A 17935-nucleotide genomic window follows, 5' to 3' on the forward strand; every position below is an offset into this window, starting at 1 on the left:
AGCGGACTTGCGGCTCACGCGCGAAACGTGCCGGTACCCGAGCTGGAGTCTGCTCTATGCCGGAACCTGACGCTCTACCGACCAGTGCGGCTGGCGTTTTTCCAGGAACGCCAGAATTCCTTCGGCGGCATCGGGCTGTTGCATGAGTTCGTTCAGGTAAATGTGCTCCAACGCGGGCAAGTCAATTTCCAACGCGCGAACCAGAGGCAGTCGCGCTGCCTGCGCGGCAAAATGCAATGCCGCGGCTGATCGAGGCAGAAATTCCGACTCCAGCCAAGCGTCAAGTTGGGCCTCGAGTTCCCCGTTGGGGAAAACCTTGTTGATCAATCCAGCAGCGGCGGCTCTCTGTGCAGTCCAGCTGGCGCCGGTCAGCACCATTTCCGCGGCGCGTCCCGCGCCCATGCGCACGGGCAGCAACGCCGCCCCTGCAGGCGGAAACACGCCCAGCTTGATCTCCGGCAGCGCGAACTGCGCACTTTCTTCGGCGACGATCAGGTCGCAGGCCAGCGCGAGTTCAAATCCTCCGCCCATGCATTGTCCGCGGACGGCGGCGATCAGCGGCGCCGGCGCCCCCGCCATTTTCAGCAGGAGTTTGCGCAGATGAGTGAGCGTATCGCCGATCTGGTCCGGCAGATGTTCTTCAATGCTGGCCCCAAAGCTGAAGTGCGGACCCGCCCCGGCGAGCACGATTGCTTTCAGGTCTGTGTGGGGCGTGAGTCCTTCCAGCGTCAGGTGAAGGCCAAGCATCATGGCCTTATCCAGGATGTTGGCCTTGGGCGCGGACAAGGTGATCCGCGCGACCTGGCCTTGATGCGTGAACTCAAGCCGGACTTTGTTCTCTACAACCGTGTTCTCCATGGTCACACCTTGGCCATTTCTGCTTTCGCCGTCCATGGAGCGACTTCTTCGATCAATTCTTCTCCCCAGCGCGCGCCTTCAGCCAGGCGCTGCCGCAGCCGGACGAAATCCACTTCGCGCTGTTCTTTGGTGCCGAAGTGAAATGCGCGGAAGCCCGCGTTGGCCTCGGTCATCATGTTCAGAGCCAGCCATGCGCGACTGGTCTCGCGGTTGCGGTCCCAGTGTTCCAGTTTGTGCTTGCGCAGGCTCTCGATGGTCTTGGTCAGGCAGTCCGGCATGGTGTAGAGCAGCTTGGTGCACATGCTCTCCACCGCTTCGTCCAGGAGCTGCAGATCAACGGTGGCCTCGGCCAAGACTTTCTTGGCGCGATCTTTCTCTTCGCCGGTCTTCCACTCGCCCAGCGCCATGCGTCCGAATTCGTCGAGGTAGCGGTCGGTGACGACGAGAGGATTGGGCGCCCACTTCCCATTCGCTTTCAGTACAGGAACAATCTGCGTGAGCCCGCCCAGCGCGTAGAAGCGGTGTGCGCTCCAGGGTTCGCACAGAGTCGCGCTGGCCATGGCGCGCTCGATTCCCACATACAGCGGAAGAAAATCCGTGCTGCCGCCATCGGGCACGGAGCCGTGCTTGGGCCCGGCCTGGCTGAACACGGCCAGATCGCTGGCGATGGAAAAGTCGCAGGCCATGCCGATTTCCTGTCCGCCGCCCATGCGCATGCCGTTCACCCGGCAGATCACCGGCTTGTCGCAATGCAGGATGGCCGTGACCATGTCATTGAACAGCCGCATGTACTGGCGATACTCGGCCGGCGATCCGGCGTAGATTTCGGCATACTCCCGCGTGTTGCCGCCGCTGCAGAAGGCGCGCGTGCCCGCGCCGGTCAGCACCACGGCCACCGCGGCGCGATCATTGCTGGCTTCGCGCAGCGCCAGGATCACTTCTTTCGCCGTGGACGTGGTGTAGCTGTTCAGCTCGGCCGGATTGTTCAACGTGATCCACACGTTGTGCAGCCCCGGAACGGCCCGGCCTTCGCGGTCGCGCACCGGCCTCTGTTCCACCAGGATTTCACGCGGAACAAAATTCTCAGTCAGGTTGTGGTCTTTCATCGCAGCCTCCCAGGCTTCTTAGTTTGGCACCAGCACCACGCGACGGCGGAATGCGTGCCGGGCGACTCCGGCAAGCACTTCCGGAGTTTCAGTCAACGAATGGCGCTCAATGAATGGTTCGATGGTGACCTTGCCGCTGAGCACCAGGTCAAGCGCGGCGGGATAATTTTCCGCCGGACAACCCCAGTTGCCGCGGGCCGTGGCGTCAAAGGCCATCAGGTTTGACAGCCGCACTTCAACTTTCTTCGGCGTGAAGCCGACGATGGCCAGATGCGCGCCAAAATCGAGCAAGTTGAACGCCGTGATTTGTCCCGCCGGAGTGCCGCTCATCTCAAAAATTTTCAGCGTTGAGCCGGGCGCAGCTTGCTCGCTGGCAAAGTTGCGCACGCTGGCTTTGAGTTGTTTCTCATCGCCCCGGTCAGAATTCAGGATGAGTGACGCTCCATACTGCTGGGCCAGTTCCAGGCGTTCGGCATCAATATCAATGGCGATTGCCTTGGCGCCCATCGCCGCGGCAATCTGCACGGCGAAGCTGCCGATGCCACCCGCGCCCACGATCACCGCCACGTCGCCGGACTTCAATCCCGAACGGCGAATTGCTTCGTAAGGAGTGGTCACGGCATCAGCCACCACGGACAGGGCTGCCAGAGAAACGCCCGGAGGCAGCTTGTCTGGAACGCGGCAAAGCCCGCGCGCGGGCACGCGCACGTGCGTGGCAAAGCCTCCATCGCCGTCGTTGCCGGGCATGAACTGCTTGCGGCAAGTGGTGGGCCGGCCTGCACGGCATGCGGGACATTCGCCGCAAGCGATCACCGCGGGGACAATCACCGCCTGCCCTATCCACAACTGCGCCTTGGCGCCTGCGTCAACCACGTGGCCGGCAATTTCATGGCCCAGCACCAAAGGAAGGACGTGCCGCGTGGGCACGCCTTCTGAGGCGAAGCCTACATCGGTGTGGCACACGCCGCATCCGGCTACCTTAACGATGACCTCGTCCGGTCCGGGCTCAAGCTTCGGCAGCTCCGCCAGATCCAGCGGTTTCCCCACGGTCGAAAGCCGGTATCCATACGCACCCTGGATTGCCATGTTTCCCTCTCAGTTCCTGCTGGCCAGGCGGCGCAAACCAAGCACGGCCGCGCCCAGCGCGCAAACGTATTCACAATCTTCGGCCACATTCACTTTTACATTGAGCCGCTGCTCCAGCGCCCGCACCATCCCTTGCTGATGGGCAACGCCTCCGATGAAGGTGAGCTCGCCGTGCAGGCCCACGCGCTTCAGCAGCGCGCCGGCGCGGTCTGCGAGCGAATCATGGATGCCGCGCAAAATGTCTTCCACGCTCACGCCGCTGCTGACGTGGTTGATGATCTCGCTTTCCGCCAGCACGGCGCATACGCTGCTGATGGGATGCGAGTGGGCGGCATGCAGGGAAAGTTCGCCCACCTGCTCCAGCGGGACCTCCAGATATTTCGCCGCCCGGGCGATGAACATGCCGGAGCCGGCAGCGCACTTGTCATTGCTCTTGAAAGTGTTCACTCGGCCGTTTTCCTTGACGGCGATGGCCCGCGTGGTCTGGCTGCCAATGTCCAGCACAGCGCCGGGATGGGGAAAGAGAAAATAGGCGCCGCGCGCGGCCGTGGTGATCTCCGTAATGGCGATGTCGCGAAAGCTCAGGTTGTAGCGTCCAAAGCCGGTGGCGGCAATGTAGTTCAAGTCCGACCTTAGATTGCCGGCCAGTGCCTGCTCCAGCGCTTCATTGGCCGCCTGATCAACATTGATGCCGCTGCGGGCGCGTCCGCGGCCCAAAATGCGCAGCTCGCTTCCCGGCGAATCCTGCTCGGCCACCAGCGCTTTGGTGAATCCTGATCCGCAATCAATTCCGGCTACTAACGGCATGGTCCCTCCAAACAGTGGCTTCGAAGCTTTCGCCAAGTTTCTCCAGCGAGAACAGCGCAGCGCCCACCGCGCCCATGAACTGGGCGTCCGGGGTGACGATGATTTTTTGTCCCAGCACCGTTTCCAGGGCGCGCACCATGCCCACGTTGCGGGCCACACCGCCGGTCATGGTGACCAGCGGCTCAATGTTTACGCGCCGCGCCAGTGACATCGTGCGCTTGGCAATCGCCAGATGCACGCCTTCCATGATGTCTTCCGGTTTCTTGCCCTGCGAGAGGTACGAGAGAATGTCAGACTCCACAAAGACCGTGCACACGGTTGCTATCTTCACCGGGCGAGTCGCGCGGAGAGACAGCGGCCCGATATCATCCAAGCCCAGTCCCATCACTTCGGCGGCATTGGCCAGAAAACGTCCCGTGCCGGCGGCGCATTTGTCATTCATCACAAAGTCCAGGACTTCGCCGGAAGGGCCGACGCCGATGGCTTTTGCGTCCTGGCCGCCCATGTCAATCACGGTTCGAGTGCCGGGGCAGAGAAAGTGGGCGCCACGGGCATGACAACTGATCTCCGTCATCTGTGTGTGACCGAAGGAAATGTTGTAGCGGCCATAGCCGGTACCGACCACAAAGCCCACGTCAGCCTGCGCGACGCCCGCCGCCTGGCAGCACTCGTCGAAGGCCTTTTCCGCGGCTTTGCGGACGTTGGCGCCGGTGTCCATGAGCGACCGCGACAGAATTTTCACGCCGTCGCCGTTGGCCCCCACCAGCACCGCTTTGGTCTGCGTTGAACCTACGTCCACTCCTGCTGCAATTCTCATAGTGACCTCACGCACCCACGGCGTGTGCTGCCGTGTGCTTGGCGTGCTCCAGGGATTCAAAAAAAGCATCAATCCGGTTCTTGGTTTGCGCTTCGGCAAAATAGCGCGGGTCTTCCAGGTCGGACTCTATGTACAACGTGGGAACGCCCAGTTGCTTGGTGAAGTAGTCGCGCATGTCTCCCTGTCCGGCGGAAAACAGGCGGCAACTCTTGACGAAGTGGATGATCACGCCGTCGGCCTTCCATTCCTTCACGTAGCGTGCAATCTGGTCGTAACGTTGCAGATAGTTACGGTTCGTCACGTTTTGCGCGAGCATATGCATGGCCACCGATTCGAAAGGAGTCTTCGAATCGTGCCGGAACCCGAACTCCCACAACCCGCCGACGGTGGAATAGGTGGACGCCACAGCAACCGCCTTCCAACTGGCAAACATGTCACGGAAGGTGCGGAAGTAGGGATACGGCGGCGGGCCCTCCACTACCACGCGGAAGCGCTCCTGGTCATAGACGCCTTCGCCGGCTTGGACTTTCTGCTTGAGTTCGTTGAGCGCCGCGCGGAAGAACTCCACGCCTTCACGCTTGCCGCGGTAGACGTACAAAGGGCCCATCAGGGTGATGGCATCGAAGTAAGCGTCAAATGGCGACGGGGAATTCTTGGCCAGGTGCTTGATCTGTGACCAGAGGTCCTCGACTTCGCTGGAATAGGCCACCGACTGCTGGAAGCGGTCGTAGTCGAACTTGCGTCCGGTCAGCTTCTCCAGCTGCACCACAACTTCCTTGAGCTGCCGGACAACGTAGTCAATATCTGCCTGCGAAGGTTGGTCGCCGCGGAGAAAGGGCACGTCCACAACGTACAGAGGCGCGCCGGTGAATGCGGCCACGTGCTCGAACCATTTCACGTAGGTGTTGCAGCCGACAAAGTTGCACAACACCAGCGTGGGCTTGGGCAACCGGCCGCCGGTGGGGGTGATGCCTTTGAGCATGCAGCCGATATCGGCCTTCACGTAGGCGCAATTGTCTCCGGCGTAACCCATCTCCTCGGCCGCAAGAATCGGCTCCAGCGACTGGTGGCGGATGGCCAGCTGCAGCGCGTTCACTTCAGGATAGAGCGGAATCGCGCCAAAGCCTTCCAGCAGTTCCACGCAGTTGCCGGAAATCATCATGGACACCGTGGGCGGGTCTCCGGTCTCAGCCGAGTGGTCCAGACGCTGGTACCAATCCAGCATCAGGTCCTTTTGCTGCTGGTGAATGCTTCCGCGGTATTCGCTTGTAGATTTTTCGGCCATTACGGCTGCTCCTTCTTGGTCAGGTACCAATCAGTCTGGTTTTCAGTCTGGTCTGCTTAATCAAAGACCAGGGATTCGACGAACGTCTCCACTTCCGTGCGCAGGCGATCAAAGGTGAACAGCTTTTCTTCGAACTCCAGCAGCAGGTGCGGCAGACCCATTTCGTCAACTTTCTTCTTGAAGAGCACAAAATCGAAATACGCCGGCTCGCAGAACTTGGCGATCAGGAAGATCACGGCTTCCGCGCGCGTGTTGCGGACCTTCTCCGCCAGGCCTTCCCAGCGCGGCTTGGAAAAATCGTGGCGCACGGAGGAATAGACCGAACGCTGCACGTAACTCTCAGCCAGCGCGTGCACCGGGTCGCCCGTGACGGGAACGTCTTCGGTGAACCAGCGCTGCGCTATGGCCAGGTCGTCTTCCACAATGTCGCAGCCGGCGTTTTCCAGCAGTCGAATGAGCTCTAGAGGAGGCTGCTCGCAGAACGCGCCTTCAATGACCACGCGGATGGCGTCCCGCTTCTTTCCCGGCCGAGTTGGAATTTGTTCGAGGGCCTGCTTCAGGACCTGGATGTGCTCCTCCACCGGCATCAGGTTGCCGCTGCGGATGAGCACGTACGATTCCCACGCCCGTAACAGGTGCGGGCTTTGCGTGCGCAATTCGTAGAGTTGCCGCACCAGGCGACGCTGTTCGTTGTAGAGCGCGATGCTCCGGCGCAGCGCTTCATCCTGAATCGGAGCTCCGCCCAACCGCTCCAGTTCCGTGATGATCCGGCGGTATTCGGCTCTGAGGAACTCCACGCTGGTCTCTGAAGTGCTGTGCGGCAGATGCAGGAAATCCACATACGTCTGCGGGTAGTTGCGCTTGACCACGAAGCAGAGATTGCGGGCGGAGTCGCAGATGGAAGAGAAAAGCAGGCCGTCGAAAGGCTCCAGATGGCCGGTCATGGCCATCTCCATGGTGGTTTTGATGATGGAGCAGATGAACGAGCCGAAGCGCGAATCGGCGTGCTGGATGTCCAGCCGGTCGCCCGCTCCGCTCAGCATCACGGGAAGCATGCCCGCGGCGTGGACAAGCTCCATCGGCGCATAGACGGGAAAGAACGCTACGGATTTTGCTCCGGGATGCTGCTCTTTCCATTGCCGCACGCCGGCAAAAGTGAGGTCCTGCATCCCCTCATAAAGACTATCGAACGTTCGTTCGAATTGTTCCATGCAGCAATGATTCACCTAGGGCGGGCGGAAGGGATGTGACGGGCATCACTCTGGATGAGTGCGCTCTTTTACGGCCACTTTTGGGGGTTTCGGAGTGGCGACTGCCCAGGGTCGCCGGTGTCACAGCCTGACTGGGACCATCAGCCGGCGCGGGGCACGCCTTCGCTTACAGAGTGTGCAGATACGCGATCATGTCCTGCAATTCCCGCTGATTCACAGAATCTCCGAAGTGCGGCATCATCCCGCGGCCCTGCATGATGGCTTGGATCACGTGCTCGTCGGTGGCAGTGAGGCCGCTGGGCAGGTACGGCTTGCCGTACATCCCCTTCAATCCCGGACCTTTGTTGCCATGGGTGGAATACGCAGGATGGCAACTGAGGCAGTAGAGATTGTAGACGCGCCGCCCGCGGGACTGCTCGGCGTTGAGCCCGAGTTCGGCGTCCGTCATGGTTGCGGGATCTTTGCCGCAGCCGGCGATGGCCAGCAGCAATGCCGCCGCAAGCGCTACAAGAAGGATGGACGCTGTTTGCCTCAAATGACTATTATGTCTGGAGACAGCCGTTTTGCAAACCCCGTTTGCAGTACAAATGGTGCGAAGCACAAACGGTGCACGGCATGCCCGTCGAAATCAAACGCGCCTATGACCAGCCGTCTCTGGCCGACGGCCAGCGCGTCCTGGTGGACCGCTTATGGCCGCGCGGCCTCACCAAAGCGAAGGCGCGCATTGACCACTGGTTGAAAGACCTGGCCCCGTCCGACGAGCTGCGCAAGTGGTACCACGCCAGCGCCAACTGGGCGCTGTTCAAGAAGCGCTACTTCAAGGAACTTTCCACACCGGAAGCCACAGAGGCCCTGGCCGTGCTCTACGACCTGATCAACCATCACGACCAGGTCACGCTGATTTATTCGTCCAGCAACCTGGAACGCAACAACGCTGTCGCCTTGAAAGAACTTCTTGACGGAACCAAGAAGCCGCCATCGAGCAGCGGTCCGGCAAAGGCCGCAGCCGCGTCGGGGCGGGTAGCCAAGCGCCGGCCCAGCAGACGCTCATGATTCTCTGCCCTCTGGCGCCGGCAGCTCCCAGAGGGAAGCTTCTCTCCGCCTGGGACGTGATCTCTGAAACCCAGAAGCGCGAGTACGAAAGCTGCTGGATGATCACCCAGCCTTCGCACGCGGCGCTTGCCGGCGACATCGCGGCAAAGCTCAGCGGGCCTCGCGTGCCCAAGCTGGACGCGCCGCTGAGACGGGCCATCGCCTTGCATGATGCCGGATGGGGCATGCCCGACGCGCAGGCCGTTCAGGGAAGCCGCGCGGGGCGGGGGTTCAAACCAAGATCATTCCTGCACATGGCTGTGCCCGACTTTCTGGCGGCGTGGACGCAGTCCATTGAAATCGCCAAACCGGTTTCCCCCGCCGGAGGTTACATGGTGAGCCGCCATTTCTGGCGGCTGGCCGAGCATCGCCTCCAGTCCGCCGCCGACAGCGAAAGAGACCGCAAGAAGCTCCAGGAGTTTCTCGGCGCAGAATCCCAACGCCAGAAGAAGCTCGCCGGCAAGCAGGAGCGTAGCGCAGAAGAGTTAGAAGCATTGACCGACCTGCTGCAGTTTTGCGATTTGCTGTCACTCTACTGGTGTTGCGGCGCGCAAGAGAACGTGGAGTTTCCGGAATACTTCGGTGTGAAGCCCAAGCTCAGCGCAGAAGCGGGCGGCTACCGGATGGAGCCTGCGCTGATACCGGGCGGGACAGAATTCTCCGTGGCTGCGCTACGGCATCCGGCGACGAAAGAGATTTCGTCACGGGAATTTGGGATCAAGATTTGGTAATTGCCTTTCTTTATCCCGAGCGGAGCGAGGGAACCCTATAGTCTTTCACTCAGCCTAGTTGGCTAAGAAGGAGACGAGATTCCTTTGGAATATTGAGGTGCTTGAGGATATGGTGTGCAAGTTCTCGGGAAAAAACGCCGACTTCTTCGTGGAGCGGGGTATTCCAGCGAGAGTGCTGTGGATTGGCGCAAGGCTCCTTGAGAGTTTTCCTGCACTCATTCTTGCCTACTTTGCAATTCGGGCCTGTTTTCCCTCGAAGTTTAATGTGACTTACGGCGTCACAGATATGGGCGTAGTACTTTTCTAGTTCAGGACTTTGTTTGCGCTTACCCAAAAGCTCGATCAGATTTCTACCGTGCGTAAACACTGCAACTTGGGCCAATGCTTTTAAATTAGGTACATCCTCATATTTTGTATTCGAGTCCTCCCAGACGCGTGCTGCATTAACAAACAATTTGATTTCATGTTTAATGTGTTTTAGTTCTTCTTCAGTCACATTCACCTCCACTCAGTAATTCCTGAACCCGGAGTTTGTGGGGCACAATTTGTCCTGCCCAAGTAGTTAGCTTATAACGTCAGTTGTTGAGTAAAGCCGCTTCGCTCGAAATATGAGAAAGGCTCGGTCTTAGTTGTCCCTGTGATCACGGTGATCGTGCCCCGTTGCCGGCTTGTCTTTGAGCTGGCGTTCCACGGACCAGATCGCGTCCGGAGTTTTCTCCCAGGGATAGACATGCACCATCCAGCCAAAGACGTGCGGCATAAAGGTCCCGCCCGCGGCTTCGCATTCTTCGCGCGTGTTGATGGAGCCGCGCAAGCCAAACCGGGCGTGCCTGGACAACTGGTCCAGCTCCTGCCCCAGCGGAGGCTTGCACATGTTCACGTGCTGGTGCCACTGGGCCACGCTCAGGGGAATGCGCTGGTTGATCTGGTCTTCGGTAAAGCGCACGGGCGCTGTGTACATGGCGCCGATTAGTTTGTAGTCGTCGCCGTGTTTTTCGTAGAGCAGCGAAGTTGGCTTGGTGGCGTCAAATTCAAAAGCGGCATTGTACGCGTAGCCATAGTTGGTGAAGTGATACATGGGCTGGGGGATGTTAGGCAGAAAGATCTGGAACCCTTCGGCCAGGGCGACGTTGTAGTCGCGATATTTTTCCAGGGCCTGGCGCGCCTGCTCCACCACCTTCTGGGCCTTCTTCGCGTCGCCCGGCTGGGGATCACGCAGCTCGCTCATCTTCATGTGCACGCTCATCTCATGATGGTCATGGTGATGGTTGCTCATGGCCTGGGTAGCGGCCCCCAGGTCCTGGCGTTCCTGCTGGGCATAGACGACTGGCGCTGCGGCCAGCAGCCCAGTAACACATAAGGCGGCTAAAGTTTTCATCGTCAGATGCCCCCGTTTCCCTTGTTCCAAGGCTAGCAAACCCCAAGCAGAAGGAAAAGTTACCTTCGCATTACGGAAAGAACTTCCATCGGATATAGTATCCGCCGTGGCGACTTACATTGACTGGGTGCGCGAAGTCTGCCTGGCGCTTCCGCACACCACGGAAGACGTGCAGTGGGAGCACGACCTGCTGTTCCGCATTGCGGGCAAGATCTATTGCGTCGCCAACCTGGAGCCGGGCCTGGGTCCCACCAAGATTGCCTTCAAGTGCACGCCGGAGAGATTTACAGAACTGGTGGAAGTCGAAGGCATTATTCCTGCGCCCTACATGGCGCGCAACCACTGGGTGGCGATGACCGAGGTGGACGCGCTGCGGCCGCCGGAAATTCAGGAGCTGATCGAATACTCATATCGTCTGGTGCTGGAAAAGCTGCCGAAGCGCAAGCAAGCGGAGTTGAGCGGGACCACGCCTGCGCCGTCGCGTGGAAAGAGCGCGCGCAGGCCCAAACCTGGCGGGACCCGAAGATCGAAATCAAGAACCAAGACAAAGGCGAAACGGAAAGCTAGAAAAAAGAAGACATCGTGATAATGGAGCGCAGCGACAGAAACTACGCCACCGCGGCGGTAGCCGCCTCTCTTCCGGAACGAATGCAGTCGGGGATGCCGATCCCGTGAAATGAGTTTCCGATGATCCGCAGTCCGGGAATGTCTTCCAGGATTTTCTCCATGGCCTCCACGCGCTCCAGGTGCCCGGTTTCATATTGCGGCAAGGCCTGCTGCCAGCGGAAAACGCGGGTGAGGCGCGGTTGCTCGCTGAGTCCCAGAATGTCTTTGAGTTCTTTGCGGACCATGGCCAGCAACTGGTCGTCGCTGAAGCTGAGCAGGTCCGGCACGCGCGCGCTGGAAATAAAGCAGCGCAGCAGCGCGGAGCGTTCCGGCGCGCGAAAAGAAAATTTCTTGTGCACAAACGTGCACGCCAGCATCTTGCGGCCTTCCGTGCGCGGCACCAGGAACCCGAAGCCCGGCGGCAGTTCCGCCTGGTCGTATGCCAGGAGCACGGCGGCGGAAGAGGAATACTGGATTCGCGCCAGCCCTTCCATCAGCGCGGGATGGCATTGCCGCAGAATTCCCGCAGCCGAAGACGCGGGCACCGCCAGCAGGACTTCCTGAAATCGCTCGCGACTGTTTTCATACTCAACGTGCCAGTCATCATTCATGGGACGGACGACCGTTACCTCCTGCCCCAGGCGGACGGACGATTGCGGCAACGCGGCGACTGCCGCGTCCACCATCTGCTGCATGCCGTTGCGCAGCGAAGTGAACAACGGCTGCGCGCCTGTGGACGCAGCGCCGGACGGGCCGCCGCTCTGCGCGCGCGCCTTGCGGGCGTTCATCGAGGCCCGCACCAGGCTGCCGGCTTCGCGCTCCATCTCAACGAATCGCGGCAGCACCGCGCGGACGCTCATTTTGTCAGCGTTGCCGCCGTAGACGCCGGCCAGCAGCGGTTCGGCTACCCGGTCCACCATCTCCGGGCCAAAATGGCGGCGCACAAAGTCCGCTACCGATTCGTCCGCATGCGGGTCGCCCCAGTGCGGTTTCTCTCCGCTTGGCCCCGACCACCACTCCTTGGCCATCCGCAATTTGGTGGCAAAAGAAAAAAGCGGCGTGGTGGCCATGGGCAACACGCGCGTCGGCACCATGAATTCCAGTCCGTCAGGGATGGCCACCAGGCGGCCCTTTACCAGGATGTAGGTTTTGCGTTGAAAATCATTGGAGCTGATGAGCTGATCACCCAGGCCAAGATCGCGGCAAAACTGGGCGCCATCGGGCTTCATGGTGAGAAAGGAATCGGGCCCGGCTTCCAGGACAAGTCCCTCGCTCAGTTCGGTCTTGATCACTCCGCCCAGGCGTGAAGACTTTTCAAACAGGGTCCAGGAGACCTGGGCGCCGCGGCGGCGCGCTTGTTCCAGGTAATACGCTGCACTCAACCCTGCAATGCCGCCGCCGATGATGGCCACTCGTTTCATGTTGGATGAACTCTAGGAAACCGGTTTGGACGCGACCTGGTTTTGCGTCGCCGCGGCTAAGCAGGATGCCACCAGCGCGGCCAATGCCTTGATCAACGTTGGCGATGCGTTGAGCGACTCAGTGCGCCAGAATTTGAGACCTAGTTCGGTGGCGAACTGGCGGAAGCCAATGTCCACGTCATACAAAACTTCAACGTGGTCGCAAACAAAACCGATGGGCGCCATGAGCACGCCGTGGTGCCCTTGCCGCTTCAACTCGAGCACCGCGGTTTCCACTGTAGGGCCCAGCCACGGGCCGCCGGACATCCCCTGGCTTTGAAAAGCGAAGCGCTGCAGCTCGGGAGCGAGTCCGGGAACTTTTGCTCCCACCAGACGCGCTGTTTCGCTGGCCTGGCGCTCATAGGGATCGCCCGCCTGAATGGTACGCATGGGCACGCTGTGCGCGGTAAAGATGACCGGAACGGGCGCGCCCAATTCCTGGCAGGCGTTCCGCCACGCCGCTTCCAGCTTTTCCGCAAAGGCCTGAACCAACAAAGGATGATCATGCCAGGACTCGACAAACTGCACGGAGATATCCGGCTTCATCTCAGTCATCATGGCTTTGCGATAGAGACCGGTGCTAGTGGAAGAATTTTGCGGAGCCAGACAAATTGCGGCGACGCGTTCCACGCCGTCGCTCACAATCTGGCGGACGGCGTCGGCGATGAACGGCCGCCAATTGCGCATGCCTACGTGCACGGGAAGGCCGGTCTCGCGCTGAAGCGCGGCGGCTTGGGCCAGGGTGATCTCCGTCAGCGGAGATTTGCCGATCAGCCCATAGCGGTGTTTGACTTCGGCAATCACCGCGTCAGGCACGGGACGCCCGCCGGTAATGTAGTTCATGAACTCCGGGATATCTGCCGGAGATTCCGGGCTGCCGTGAGCAAGCAGCAGGACTGCGGATGTTGATCGGTTCATAGGGCGGCTCCTGACACCCGCCAGCGCAAATTGCTCTAGCGTCCTGCCGCAGCAGAACTCTGCGTGCTCAATTCTCTAACAAAATCCACCAGCGCGCGGACGTTCTCCACCGGAGTTTCCGGCAGAATTCCGTGCCCCAGGTTAAAGATGTGTCCAGGACGGCCGCCCGCCTGGCGAAGGATGGCGCGCGTTCGCGCTCGCAGTTCCTCTTGTCCGGCAAAGAGCAAGACCGGATCAAGGTTGCCCTGCACGGCGCCCTTAAAATCCAGGCTCTCCCATGCGTGTTCCAGAGGGAAGCGCCAATCCACGCCCATCACGTCAGCGCCGGTCTGCTTCATGGACGGCAGAAGCGTGGCCGTGTCCGTGCCGAAGTAGATGACCGGCACGCCGGTCGCTTTGAGCCGCTTGATCAGATCGGTGGCGAAGGGCAGCACGTACTGGCGATAATCTTCCACGCTCAGGCAGCCCACCCAGCTGTCAAAGACCTGCAGCACATCAGCTCCGGCGGCGACCTGCTCGGCTGCATAAAAGGCCAGAACGTCCACCAGTTTGCGCATGAGCTTCTGCCAGGTTGCGGTCTGGTTGTACATCATCTTCTTGGTAAGGACGTAGCTGCGCGAACCACCGCCTTCAATCATGTAGCTGGCCAGGGTAAAGGGCGCGCCGCAGAAGCCGATCACCGGCAACTTCGCCCCAAAATGGTCGGCCACCAGCCGGACGGATTCAGCCACGTAGCCCAGCTCGGCAGCGCGGTCCGTCCGCAGCTTGTCCACGTCCTTGCTGGTGCGCACCGGATGCTCAATCACCGGACCTTCGCCGGCCTCAAAGTGAAACGGCAGCCCCATCACTTCCAGGGGCAGCAGCAAATCGGCAAAGATGATGGCCGCGTCCACGTCCAGCTTCTCCGCGGCGGTGATGGTGACTTCAGCGGCCAGCGCAGGCGTCTTGCAAATCTCCAGCAGCGAGTGCTTTTTGCGCACCGTGCGATATTCAGCCATGTAGCGGCCCGCCTGGCGCATCAGCCAGATGGGAGTGGCGTCCACCGGCTCGCATCGGCAGGCCCGGACAAACCTTGAGTTGGGAGCAGACATTACCTGAAAACTGTAGCATCTTTATGCGTTTGCAGACTACAGCGGCAAATCGACTCCTTCACGCTGTGGCAGCGTGACTGTGGCGTTGTGAAACGACATGGAGAGCTTGCCAGCTCGGTTGCAAAAATCACGTGGGTGCCTCCGAATCGCAACGCCAGCCAGCGGCATCGTACAATAGAAGAGACCAAACCGAATGGCCAGCCCGGTAGAACTCGTCCAGATTGACCTTGCGCCGCGGCGTCCGCGCGCCAAGCCCGAGTGGCTCAAGGCCCGCGCTCCCATGGGCGACAACTACCACAGCCTGAAAAAGCTGGCGCGCACGCTCGATCTGCACACGGTCTGCGAATCGGCCCAGTGCCCGAACATTGGCGAGTGCTGGAACCACAAGACCGCCACCTTCATGCTGCTGGGCAATTTGTGTACGCGACGCTGCGGATTTTGCGCCGTCCCCAAAGGCAAACCCGAGCCCTTGGACTGGGACGAGCCGCGCCGCGTAGCGGAAGCCGTGGCCGCGCTGGGCCTGAAGCACGCGGTGATCACCAGCGTGAATCGCGACGACGACAATGAAGGCGGCGCCAGGATTTTTGCTGAGACCATTCGCGAGGTCCACCGCCAGGCCCCCGGCTGCCAGGTGGAAGTGCTCATCCCGGATTTTCAGGGCCGCGAAGACTGCCTGCAGATCGTGATTGACGCCCGGCCGGAAGTGCTCAACCACAACACCGAGACGGTCCCCCGGCTTTATCGCGCTGTCCGCTCCGGCGCGCGCTACAAACGCACGCTCGATCTGCTCAGCAACGTGAAGCGCTTTGCTCCCGGCATGGTTTCAAAAACCGGCGTGATGGTGGGCATCGGCGAAACCATGGATGAGCTGCTGGAGGTTTTCCGTGACTTGGCCGCGCGAAAAGTAGACATTCTCACCGTCGGCCAGTACCTGCGGCCATCAAAAGATCATCTCCCGATTACCCGCTACTACACGCCTGACGAATTCGCCTTCCTGAAGACGGAAGCCATGAAGATGGGCTTCAAGCACGTGGAAAGCGGCCCCTTGGTGCGGTCGTCATACCATGCGCATGAGCAGGCGGAGAGCACGGGGCTTATTTCTGTCGCTTCGCTCCACCCCGCCTAAGGGGTTCGAACGCTCTTGAATCTTTCCGCTCTCGTGGCAGGCGGCTCGGCGCACAAGTTGGCCCCGCCGCGGAAAGAAGCATTCGGTTACTTCGCCGTTCCCGCCAAGAAGGCCTGCCTTTAAGCTCTGATTTCGTGCCCCTTTGTGTCCTTTGTGGTCGAATGAATTTAGGTCGAGCTAATACGACCCCATCTACCACACCCGGCACGCGTTTTTGGCGACCATGGGCTGGCCTTCTTTGCAGCCCCAGGCTTTCTGGAACTCCGGCATGTTCTGCACCACGCCGTTGGCGCGAAAGCGTCCGGGCGAGTGCTCATTGGTCTGGGCCAGCATGCGGGACATCTCCGGCCGCACGTTCTGGCACCAGATCTGGCCCCAGCCCAGGAACAGGCGCTGCTCCGGAGTGAAGCCGTCAATCTTGGCCGGCGGTTTAGGTTGCGCGCCCAGGGACGCCATCAAGGCCATGTAAGCGATGCGCAGGCCGCCGTTGTCGGCGGTGTTTTCGCCCAGCGTGAGCTTGCCGTTCAAATGCACGTCAGCCACGGGGACGAAGGCGTTGTATTCATCCACCTCGCACTGCGCGCGCTGCTCAAAGGCCTTGCCGTCTTCGGCGGTCCACCAGTCATGCAGGTTGCCTTCGGCGTCAAACTGGCGGCCTTGATCGTCAAAGCCGTGGGTGAGTTCGTGCCCGATCACGGCGCCTATGCCGCCGAAGTTCAGCGCGTCGTCGGCTTTGAAATCAAAGAACGGCGGCTGCAGGATGCCGGCGGGGAAGTTGATGTCATTTTCGCTGGAGTCGTAGTAGGCGTTCACCGTCGGCGGAGTCATCTGCCACTCCTGCTTGTCCAGAGGCTGGTTGATCTTGCTCAACTGGCGGCGGACTTCAAATGCATTGGCGCGCAGCGAATTGCCCAGCGCGTCACCGCGGACAATTTTCAGCGCCGTGTAGTCGCGCCACTTGGCGGGATACCCGATCTTGTTCTGGATGGCCGCCAGCTTGATCAGCGCCTGTTTCTTGGTGGCGTCTGACATCCAGGGCAGACCCTGAATGTCCGCTTTCAACGCGTCTTCCAACTGCTGGACCATGGCCAGGGTGCGGGCCTTGGCGGCGGGCGGGAAATGTTTCTCGACAAAGACCTGGCCCAGGGCCTCGCCCAGGTCGCTGTCGGCGGCGTTGACGCAGCGCTTCCAGCGCGGGCGCAGCTCTTTGGCGCCGGTGAGTTTTTGGCCGTAGAACGCGAAGTCTTCGTTGACGAACGCCGTGGGCAGGACCTGCACCTGGCTGTGAACCAGTTGCCAGCGCAGATACGTTTTAAGGTCGTCCAGGTTGGCGTCCTTAAGTTCTGCATCGAGCGCCTTGAAAAAGTCGGGCGCGACGACGTTTAAGCTCTTGAAATTGGGCGAATCGAGCGTGGCCAGGTAGGCGGGCAAAGAAAAAGACGGGGCCAGTTCCTGCCACTCGTCCGACGACAGATGGTGATAAATGTTTGCTGGCTCGCGCCGCACGACGCGGTCCATGGACCCCTTGGCCAGCGCCGTTTCAATTTCCATCACGGCCTCGGCCTTCTGTGTCGCGCCTCTGGGCGATTCGCCCAACAACTGGAAGACCTTGGTCACGTGCATGACATAGGCGTTAAGCAGCTCTTGCGACTTGGCATCATCTTTCAGGTAGTAGTCGCGGTCAGGAAGGGAGAGTCCCCCCTGGTCGGCCTGGGCGATGATCAGCTTGGCGTTTTTGAAGTCCGGGCCGGAGCCAAAACCAAACAGCGCGTTGACGCCCTCCGCGTGCAGGTGGGCGATGAGCGCCGGCAGGCCGCTCTTGTCTTTCAACGCATCAATGCGGTCGAACTCCGGCTTGAGGACGGCGATTCCTTTCTTGTTGATGGCGTCTTCGTCCATGCAACTGGCGTAGTAGTCGCCGATTTTCTGCTCATTGGGCGTGCGCTTGCTGGCCGCAGCCGCCTCTTCCAGGATGGCGCGCAGCGCCGTGCGGTTGCGTTCGATGAGTTGGCTAAACCGGCCCCAGGCGGCCTGGTCGGCGGGGATGGGATTGTTCTTCATCCAACCGCCGCAGGCATACTGGTAAAAGTCCACGCAGGGATCAGCGCTCTTGTCCATCGCGGATACATCCAGGCTGGAGGCAGGCTTGGCCGTGTCCGCCGGCGCGGCGGCTTTATTCTTCTCCGCAGCAACCTGTGACCAGGCGAGAGTTGAGAGCAGGCATACAACGATCAAGAGCAGAGATTTACGCATGGGAAATGTGCCTCGAAGGAGCTAATTTGTCACTTTCGCGGACGCTGGAAAGCATGAAACTCCTTATCCTAACATCGGGGAAGATCGCCAAGGAGCTCTGTCGCCGCAGT

Annotated in this window: 18 protein-coding genes; 4 read left to right on the top strand and 14 right to left on the bottom strand. The window is 60.4% G+C overall.

Translation table 11 applies throughout. From position 1 onward, the window contains the following. Window positions 1-54: 54 nt before the first annotated feature. The 8 genes from LAO20_09140 to LAO20_09175 all read right to left on the bottom strand — a co-directional run bounded on the left by LAO20_09140 (window position 55) and on the right by LAO20_09175 (window position 7705). Window positions 55-894: an enoyl-CoA hydratase/isomerase family protein gene (locus LAO20_09140; protein ID MBZ5531583.1), complete on the bottom strand. Its 840-nt coding sequence runs from the start codon at window positions 892-894 to the stop codon at window positions 55-57. Continuing rightward, window positions 861-1964, bottom strand: coding sequence for a 6-oxocyclohex-1-ene-1-carbonyl-CoA hydratase (gene oah, locus LAO20_09145; protein ID MBZ5531584.1), 1104 nt, complete (start codon window positions 1962-1964; stop codon window positions 861-863). The genes LAO20_09140 and oah overlap by 34 nt, the downstream gene beginning before the upstream one ends. Window positions 1965-1982: 18 nt before the next feature. Further along, window positions 1983-3050 carry a 6-hydroxycyclohex-1-ene-1-carbonyl-CoA dehydrogenase gene (gene had / locus LAO20_09150; protein ID MBZ5531585.1) on the bottom strand — a complete coding sequence of 356 codons (1068 nt, stop codon included), beginning with the start codon at window positions 3048-3050 and terminating at the stop codon, window positions 1983-1985. Between the two features lie 9 nt (window positions 3051-3059). Then, complete coding sequence (locus tag LAO20_09155; GenBank protein MBZ5531586.1) at window positions 3060-3857, bottom strand: acyl-CoA dehydratase activase; 798 nt, start codon at window positions 3855-3857, stop codon at window positions 3060-3062. Then, a complete protein-coding gene (locus LAO20_09160) occupies window positions 3835-4674 on the bottom strand; it encodes an acyl-CoA dehydratase activase (protein ID MBZ5531587.1) in 840 nt (279 codons plus the stop codon). The genes LAO20_09155 and LAO20_09160 overlap by 23 nt, the downstream gene beginning before the upstream one ends. Window positions 4675-4681: 7 nt before the next feature. After that, complete coding sequence (locus LAO20_09165) at window positions 4682-5959, bottom strand: 2-hydroxyacyl-CoA dehydratase family protein (GenBank protein ID MBZ5531588.1); 1278 nt, start codon at window positions 5957-5959, stop codon at window positions 4682-4684. Between the two features lie 56 nt (window positions 5960-6015). Further along, the gene (locus LAO20_09170) at window positions 6016-7170 is read right to left on the bottom strand and encodes a 2-hydroxyacyl-CoA dehydratase (protein ID MBZ5531589.1); all 1155 of its coding nucleotides are present in this window, start codon (window positions 7168-7170) and stop codon (window positions 6016-6018) included. Window positions 7171-7336: 166 nt separating this feature from the next. Further along, entirely contained in the window at window positions 7337-7705 is a 369-nt protein-coding gene (locus LAO20_09175) for a cytochrome c (GenBank protein MBZ5531590.1), read from the bottom strand. 80 nt (window positions 7706-7785) lie between these two features. Between LAO20_09175 and LAO20_09180 the strand changes: the two genes are divergently transcribed. Continuing rightward, a complete protein-coding gene (locus LAO20_09180) occupies window positions 7786-8223 on the top strand; it encodes a DUF488 family protein (GenBank protein ID MBZ5531591.1) in 438 nt (145 codons plus the stop codon). Then, on the top strand, window positions 8220-8993 hold the full coding sequence (locus LAO20_09185; protein ID MBZ5531592.1) for a DUF3891 family protein: 774 nt from the start codon (window positions 8220-8222) through the stop codon (window positions 8991-8993). Before LAO20_09180 ends, LAO20_09185 begins: the two co-directional genes overlap by 4 nt. A 49-nt stretch (window positions 8994-9042) precedes the next feature. Here LAO20_09185 and LAO20_09190 read toward each other — a convergent pair whose 3' ends face one another. Next, entirely contained in the window at window positions 9043-9489 is a 447-nt protein-coding gene (locus LAO20_09190) for a hypothetical protein (protein ID MBZ5531593.1), read from the bottom strand. 129 nt (window positions 9490-9618) lie between these two features. Next, window positions 9619-10371, bottom strand: coding sequence for a hypothetical protein (locus LAO20_09195; GenBank protein ID MBZ5531594.1), 753 nt, complete (start codon window positions 10369-10371; stop codon window positions 9619-9621). 118 nt (window positions 10372-10489) lie between these two features. Between LAO20_09195 and LAO20_09200 the strand changes: the two genes are divergently transcribed. Further along, entirely contained in the window at window positions 10490-10957 is a 468-nt protein-coding gene (locus LAO20_09200) for an MmcQ/YjbR family DNA-binding protein (protein MBZ5531595.1), read from the top strand. A 22-nt stretch (window positions 10958-10979) separates the two neighbouring features. Here the strand turns inward: LAO20_09200 and hemG are convergent, their stop codons facing one another. From hemG to hemE, 3 genes are read right to left on the bottom strand one after another with little or no spacing between them, the layout of a single operon-like run. Further along, window positions 10980-12398: a protoporphyrinogen oxidase gene (gene hemG / locus LAO20_09205; protein MBZ5531596.1), complete on the bottom strand. Its 1419-nt coding sequence runs from the start codon at window positions 12396-12398 to the stop codon at window positions 10980-10982. Between the two features lie 12 nt (window positions 12399-12410). Continuing rightward, the gene (gene hemH / locus LAO20_09210) at window positions 12411-13355 is read right to left on the bottom strand and encodes a ferrochelatase (GenBank protein ID MBZ5531597.1); all 945 of its coding nucleotides are present in this window, start codon (window positions 13353-13355) and stop codon (window positions 12411-12413) included. A 35-nt stretch (window positions 13356-13390) separates the two neighbouring features. Next, window positions 13391-14446, bottom strand: coding sequence for a uroporphyrinogen decarboxylase (hemE, locus tag LAO20_09215; protein ID MBZ5531598.1), 1056 nt, complete (start codon window positions 14444-14446; stop codon window positions 13391-13393). A gap of 193 nt (window positions 14447-14639) precedes the next feature. On the opposite strand from hemE, the gene lipA reads away from it, so the two are divergent. Then, window positions 14640-15572 carry a lipoyl synthase gene (gene lipA / locus LAO20_09220; protein ID MBZ5531599.1) on the top strand — a complete coding sequence of 311 codons (933 nt, stop codon included), beginning with the start codon at window positions 14640-14642 and terminating at the stop codon, window positions 15570-15572. 192 nt (window positions 15573-15764) lie between these two features. Here lipA and LAO20_09225 read toward each other — a convergent pair whose 3' ends face one another. Then, window positions 15765-17825, bottom strand: a complete 2061-nt coding sequence (locus tag LAO20_09225) for a M13 family metallopeptidase (GenBank protein ID MBZ5531600.1) — start codon at window positions 17823-17825, stop codon at window positions 15765-15767. Window positions 17826-17935 lie beyond the last annotated feature (110 nt).

Source organism: Terriglobia bacterium, assembly GCA_020072815.1.
GTDB lineage: Bacteria > Acidobacteriota > Terriglobia > Terriglobales > Acidobacteriaceae > Angelobacter.

Excerpts from the sequence above, each read along its gene's own strand:
- LAO20_09140 (MBZ5531583.1), bottom strand. The coding sequence starts at position 894 with ATGGACGGCGAAAGCAGAAATGGCCAAGGTGTGACCATGGAGAACACG.
- oah (MBZ5531584.1), bottom strand. The coding sequence starts at position 1,964 with ATGAAAGACCACAACCTGACTGAGAATTTTGTTCCGCGTGAAATCCTG.
- had (MBZ5531585.1), bottom strand. The coding sequence starts at position 3,050 with ATGGCAATCCAGGGTGCGTATGGATACCGGCTTTCGACCGTGGGGAAA.
- LAO20_09155 (MBZ5531586.1), bottom strand. The coding sequence starts at position 3,857 with ATGCCGTTAGTAGCCGGAATTGATTGCGGATCAGGATTCACCAAAGCG.
- LAO20_09160 (MBZ5531587.1), bottom strand. The coding sequence starts at position 4,674 with ATGAGAATTGCAGCAGGAGTGGACGTAGGTTCAACGCAGACCAAAGCG.
- LAO20_09165 (MBZ5531588.1), bottom strand. The coding sequence starts at position 5,959 with ATGGCCGAAAAATCTACAAGCGAATACCGCGGAAGCATTCACCAGCAG.
- LAO20_09170 (MBZ5531589.1), bottom strand. The coding sequence starts at position 7,170 with ATGGAACAATTCGAACGAACGTTCGATAGTCTTTATGAGGGGATGCAG.
- LAO20_09180 (MBZ5531591.1), top strand. The coding sequence starts at position 7,786 with ATGCCCGTCGAAATCAAACGCGCCTATGACCAGCCGTCTCTGGCCGAC.
- LAO20_09185 (MBZ5531592.1), top strand. The coding sequence starts at position 8,220 with ATGATTCTCTGCCCTCTGGCGCCGGCAGCTCCCAGAGGGAAGCTTCTC.
- LAO20_09195 (MBZ5531594.1), bottom strand. The coding sequence starts at position 10,371 with ATGAAAACTTTAGCCGCCTTATGTGTTACTGGGCTGCTGGCCGCAGCG.
- hemG (MBZ5531596.1), bottom strand. The coding sequence starts at position 12,398 with ATGAAACGAGTGGCCATCATCGGCGGCGGCATTGCAGGGTTGAGTGCA.
- hemH (MBZ5531597.1), bottom strand. The coding sequence starts at position 13,355 with ATGAACCGATCAACATCCGCAGTCCTGCTGCTTGCTCACGGCAGCCCG.
- hemE (MBZ5531598.1), bottom strand. The coding sequence starts at position 14,446 with ATGTCTGCTCCCAACTCAAGGTTTGTCCGGGCCTGCCGATGCGAGCCG.
- lipA (MBZ5531599.1), top strand. The coding sequence starts at position 14,640 with ATGGCCAGCCCGGTAGAACTCGTCCAGATTGACCTTGCGCCGCGGCGT.
- LAO20_09225 (MBZ5531600.1), bottom strand. The coding sequence starts at position 17,825 with ATGCGTAAATCTCTGCTCTTGATCGTTGTATGCCTGCTCTCAACTCTC.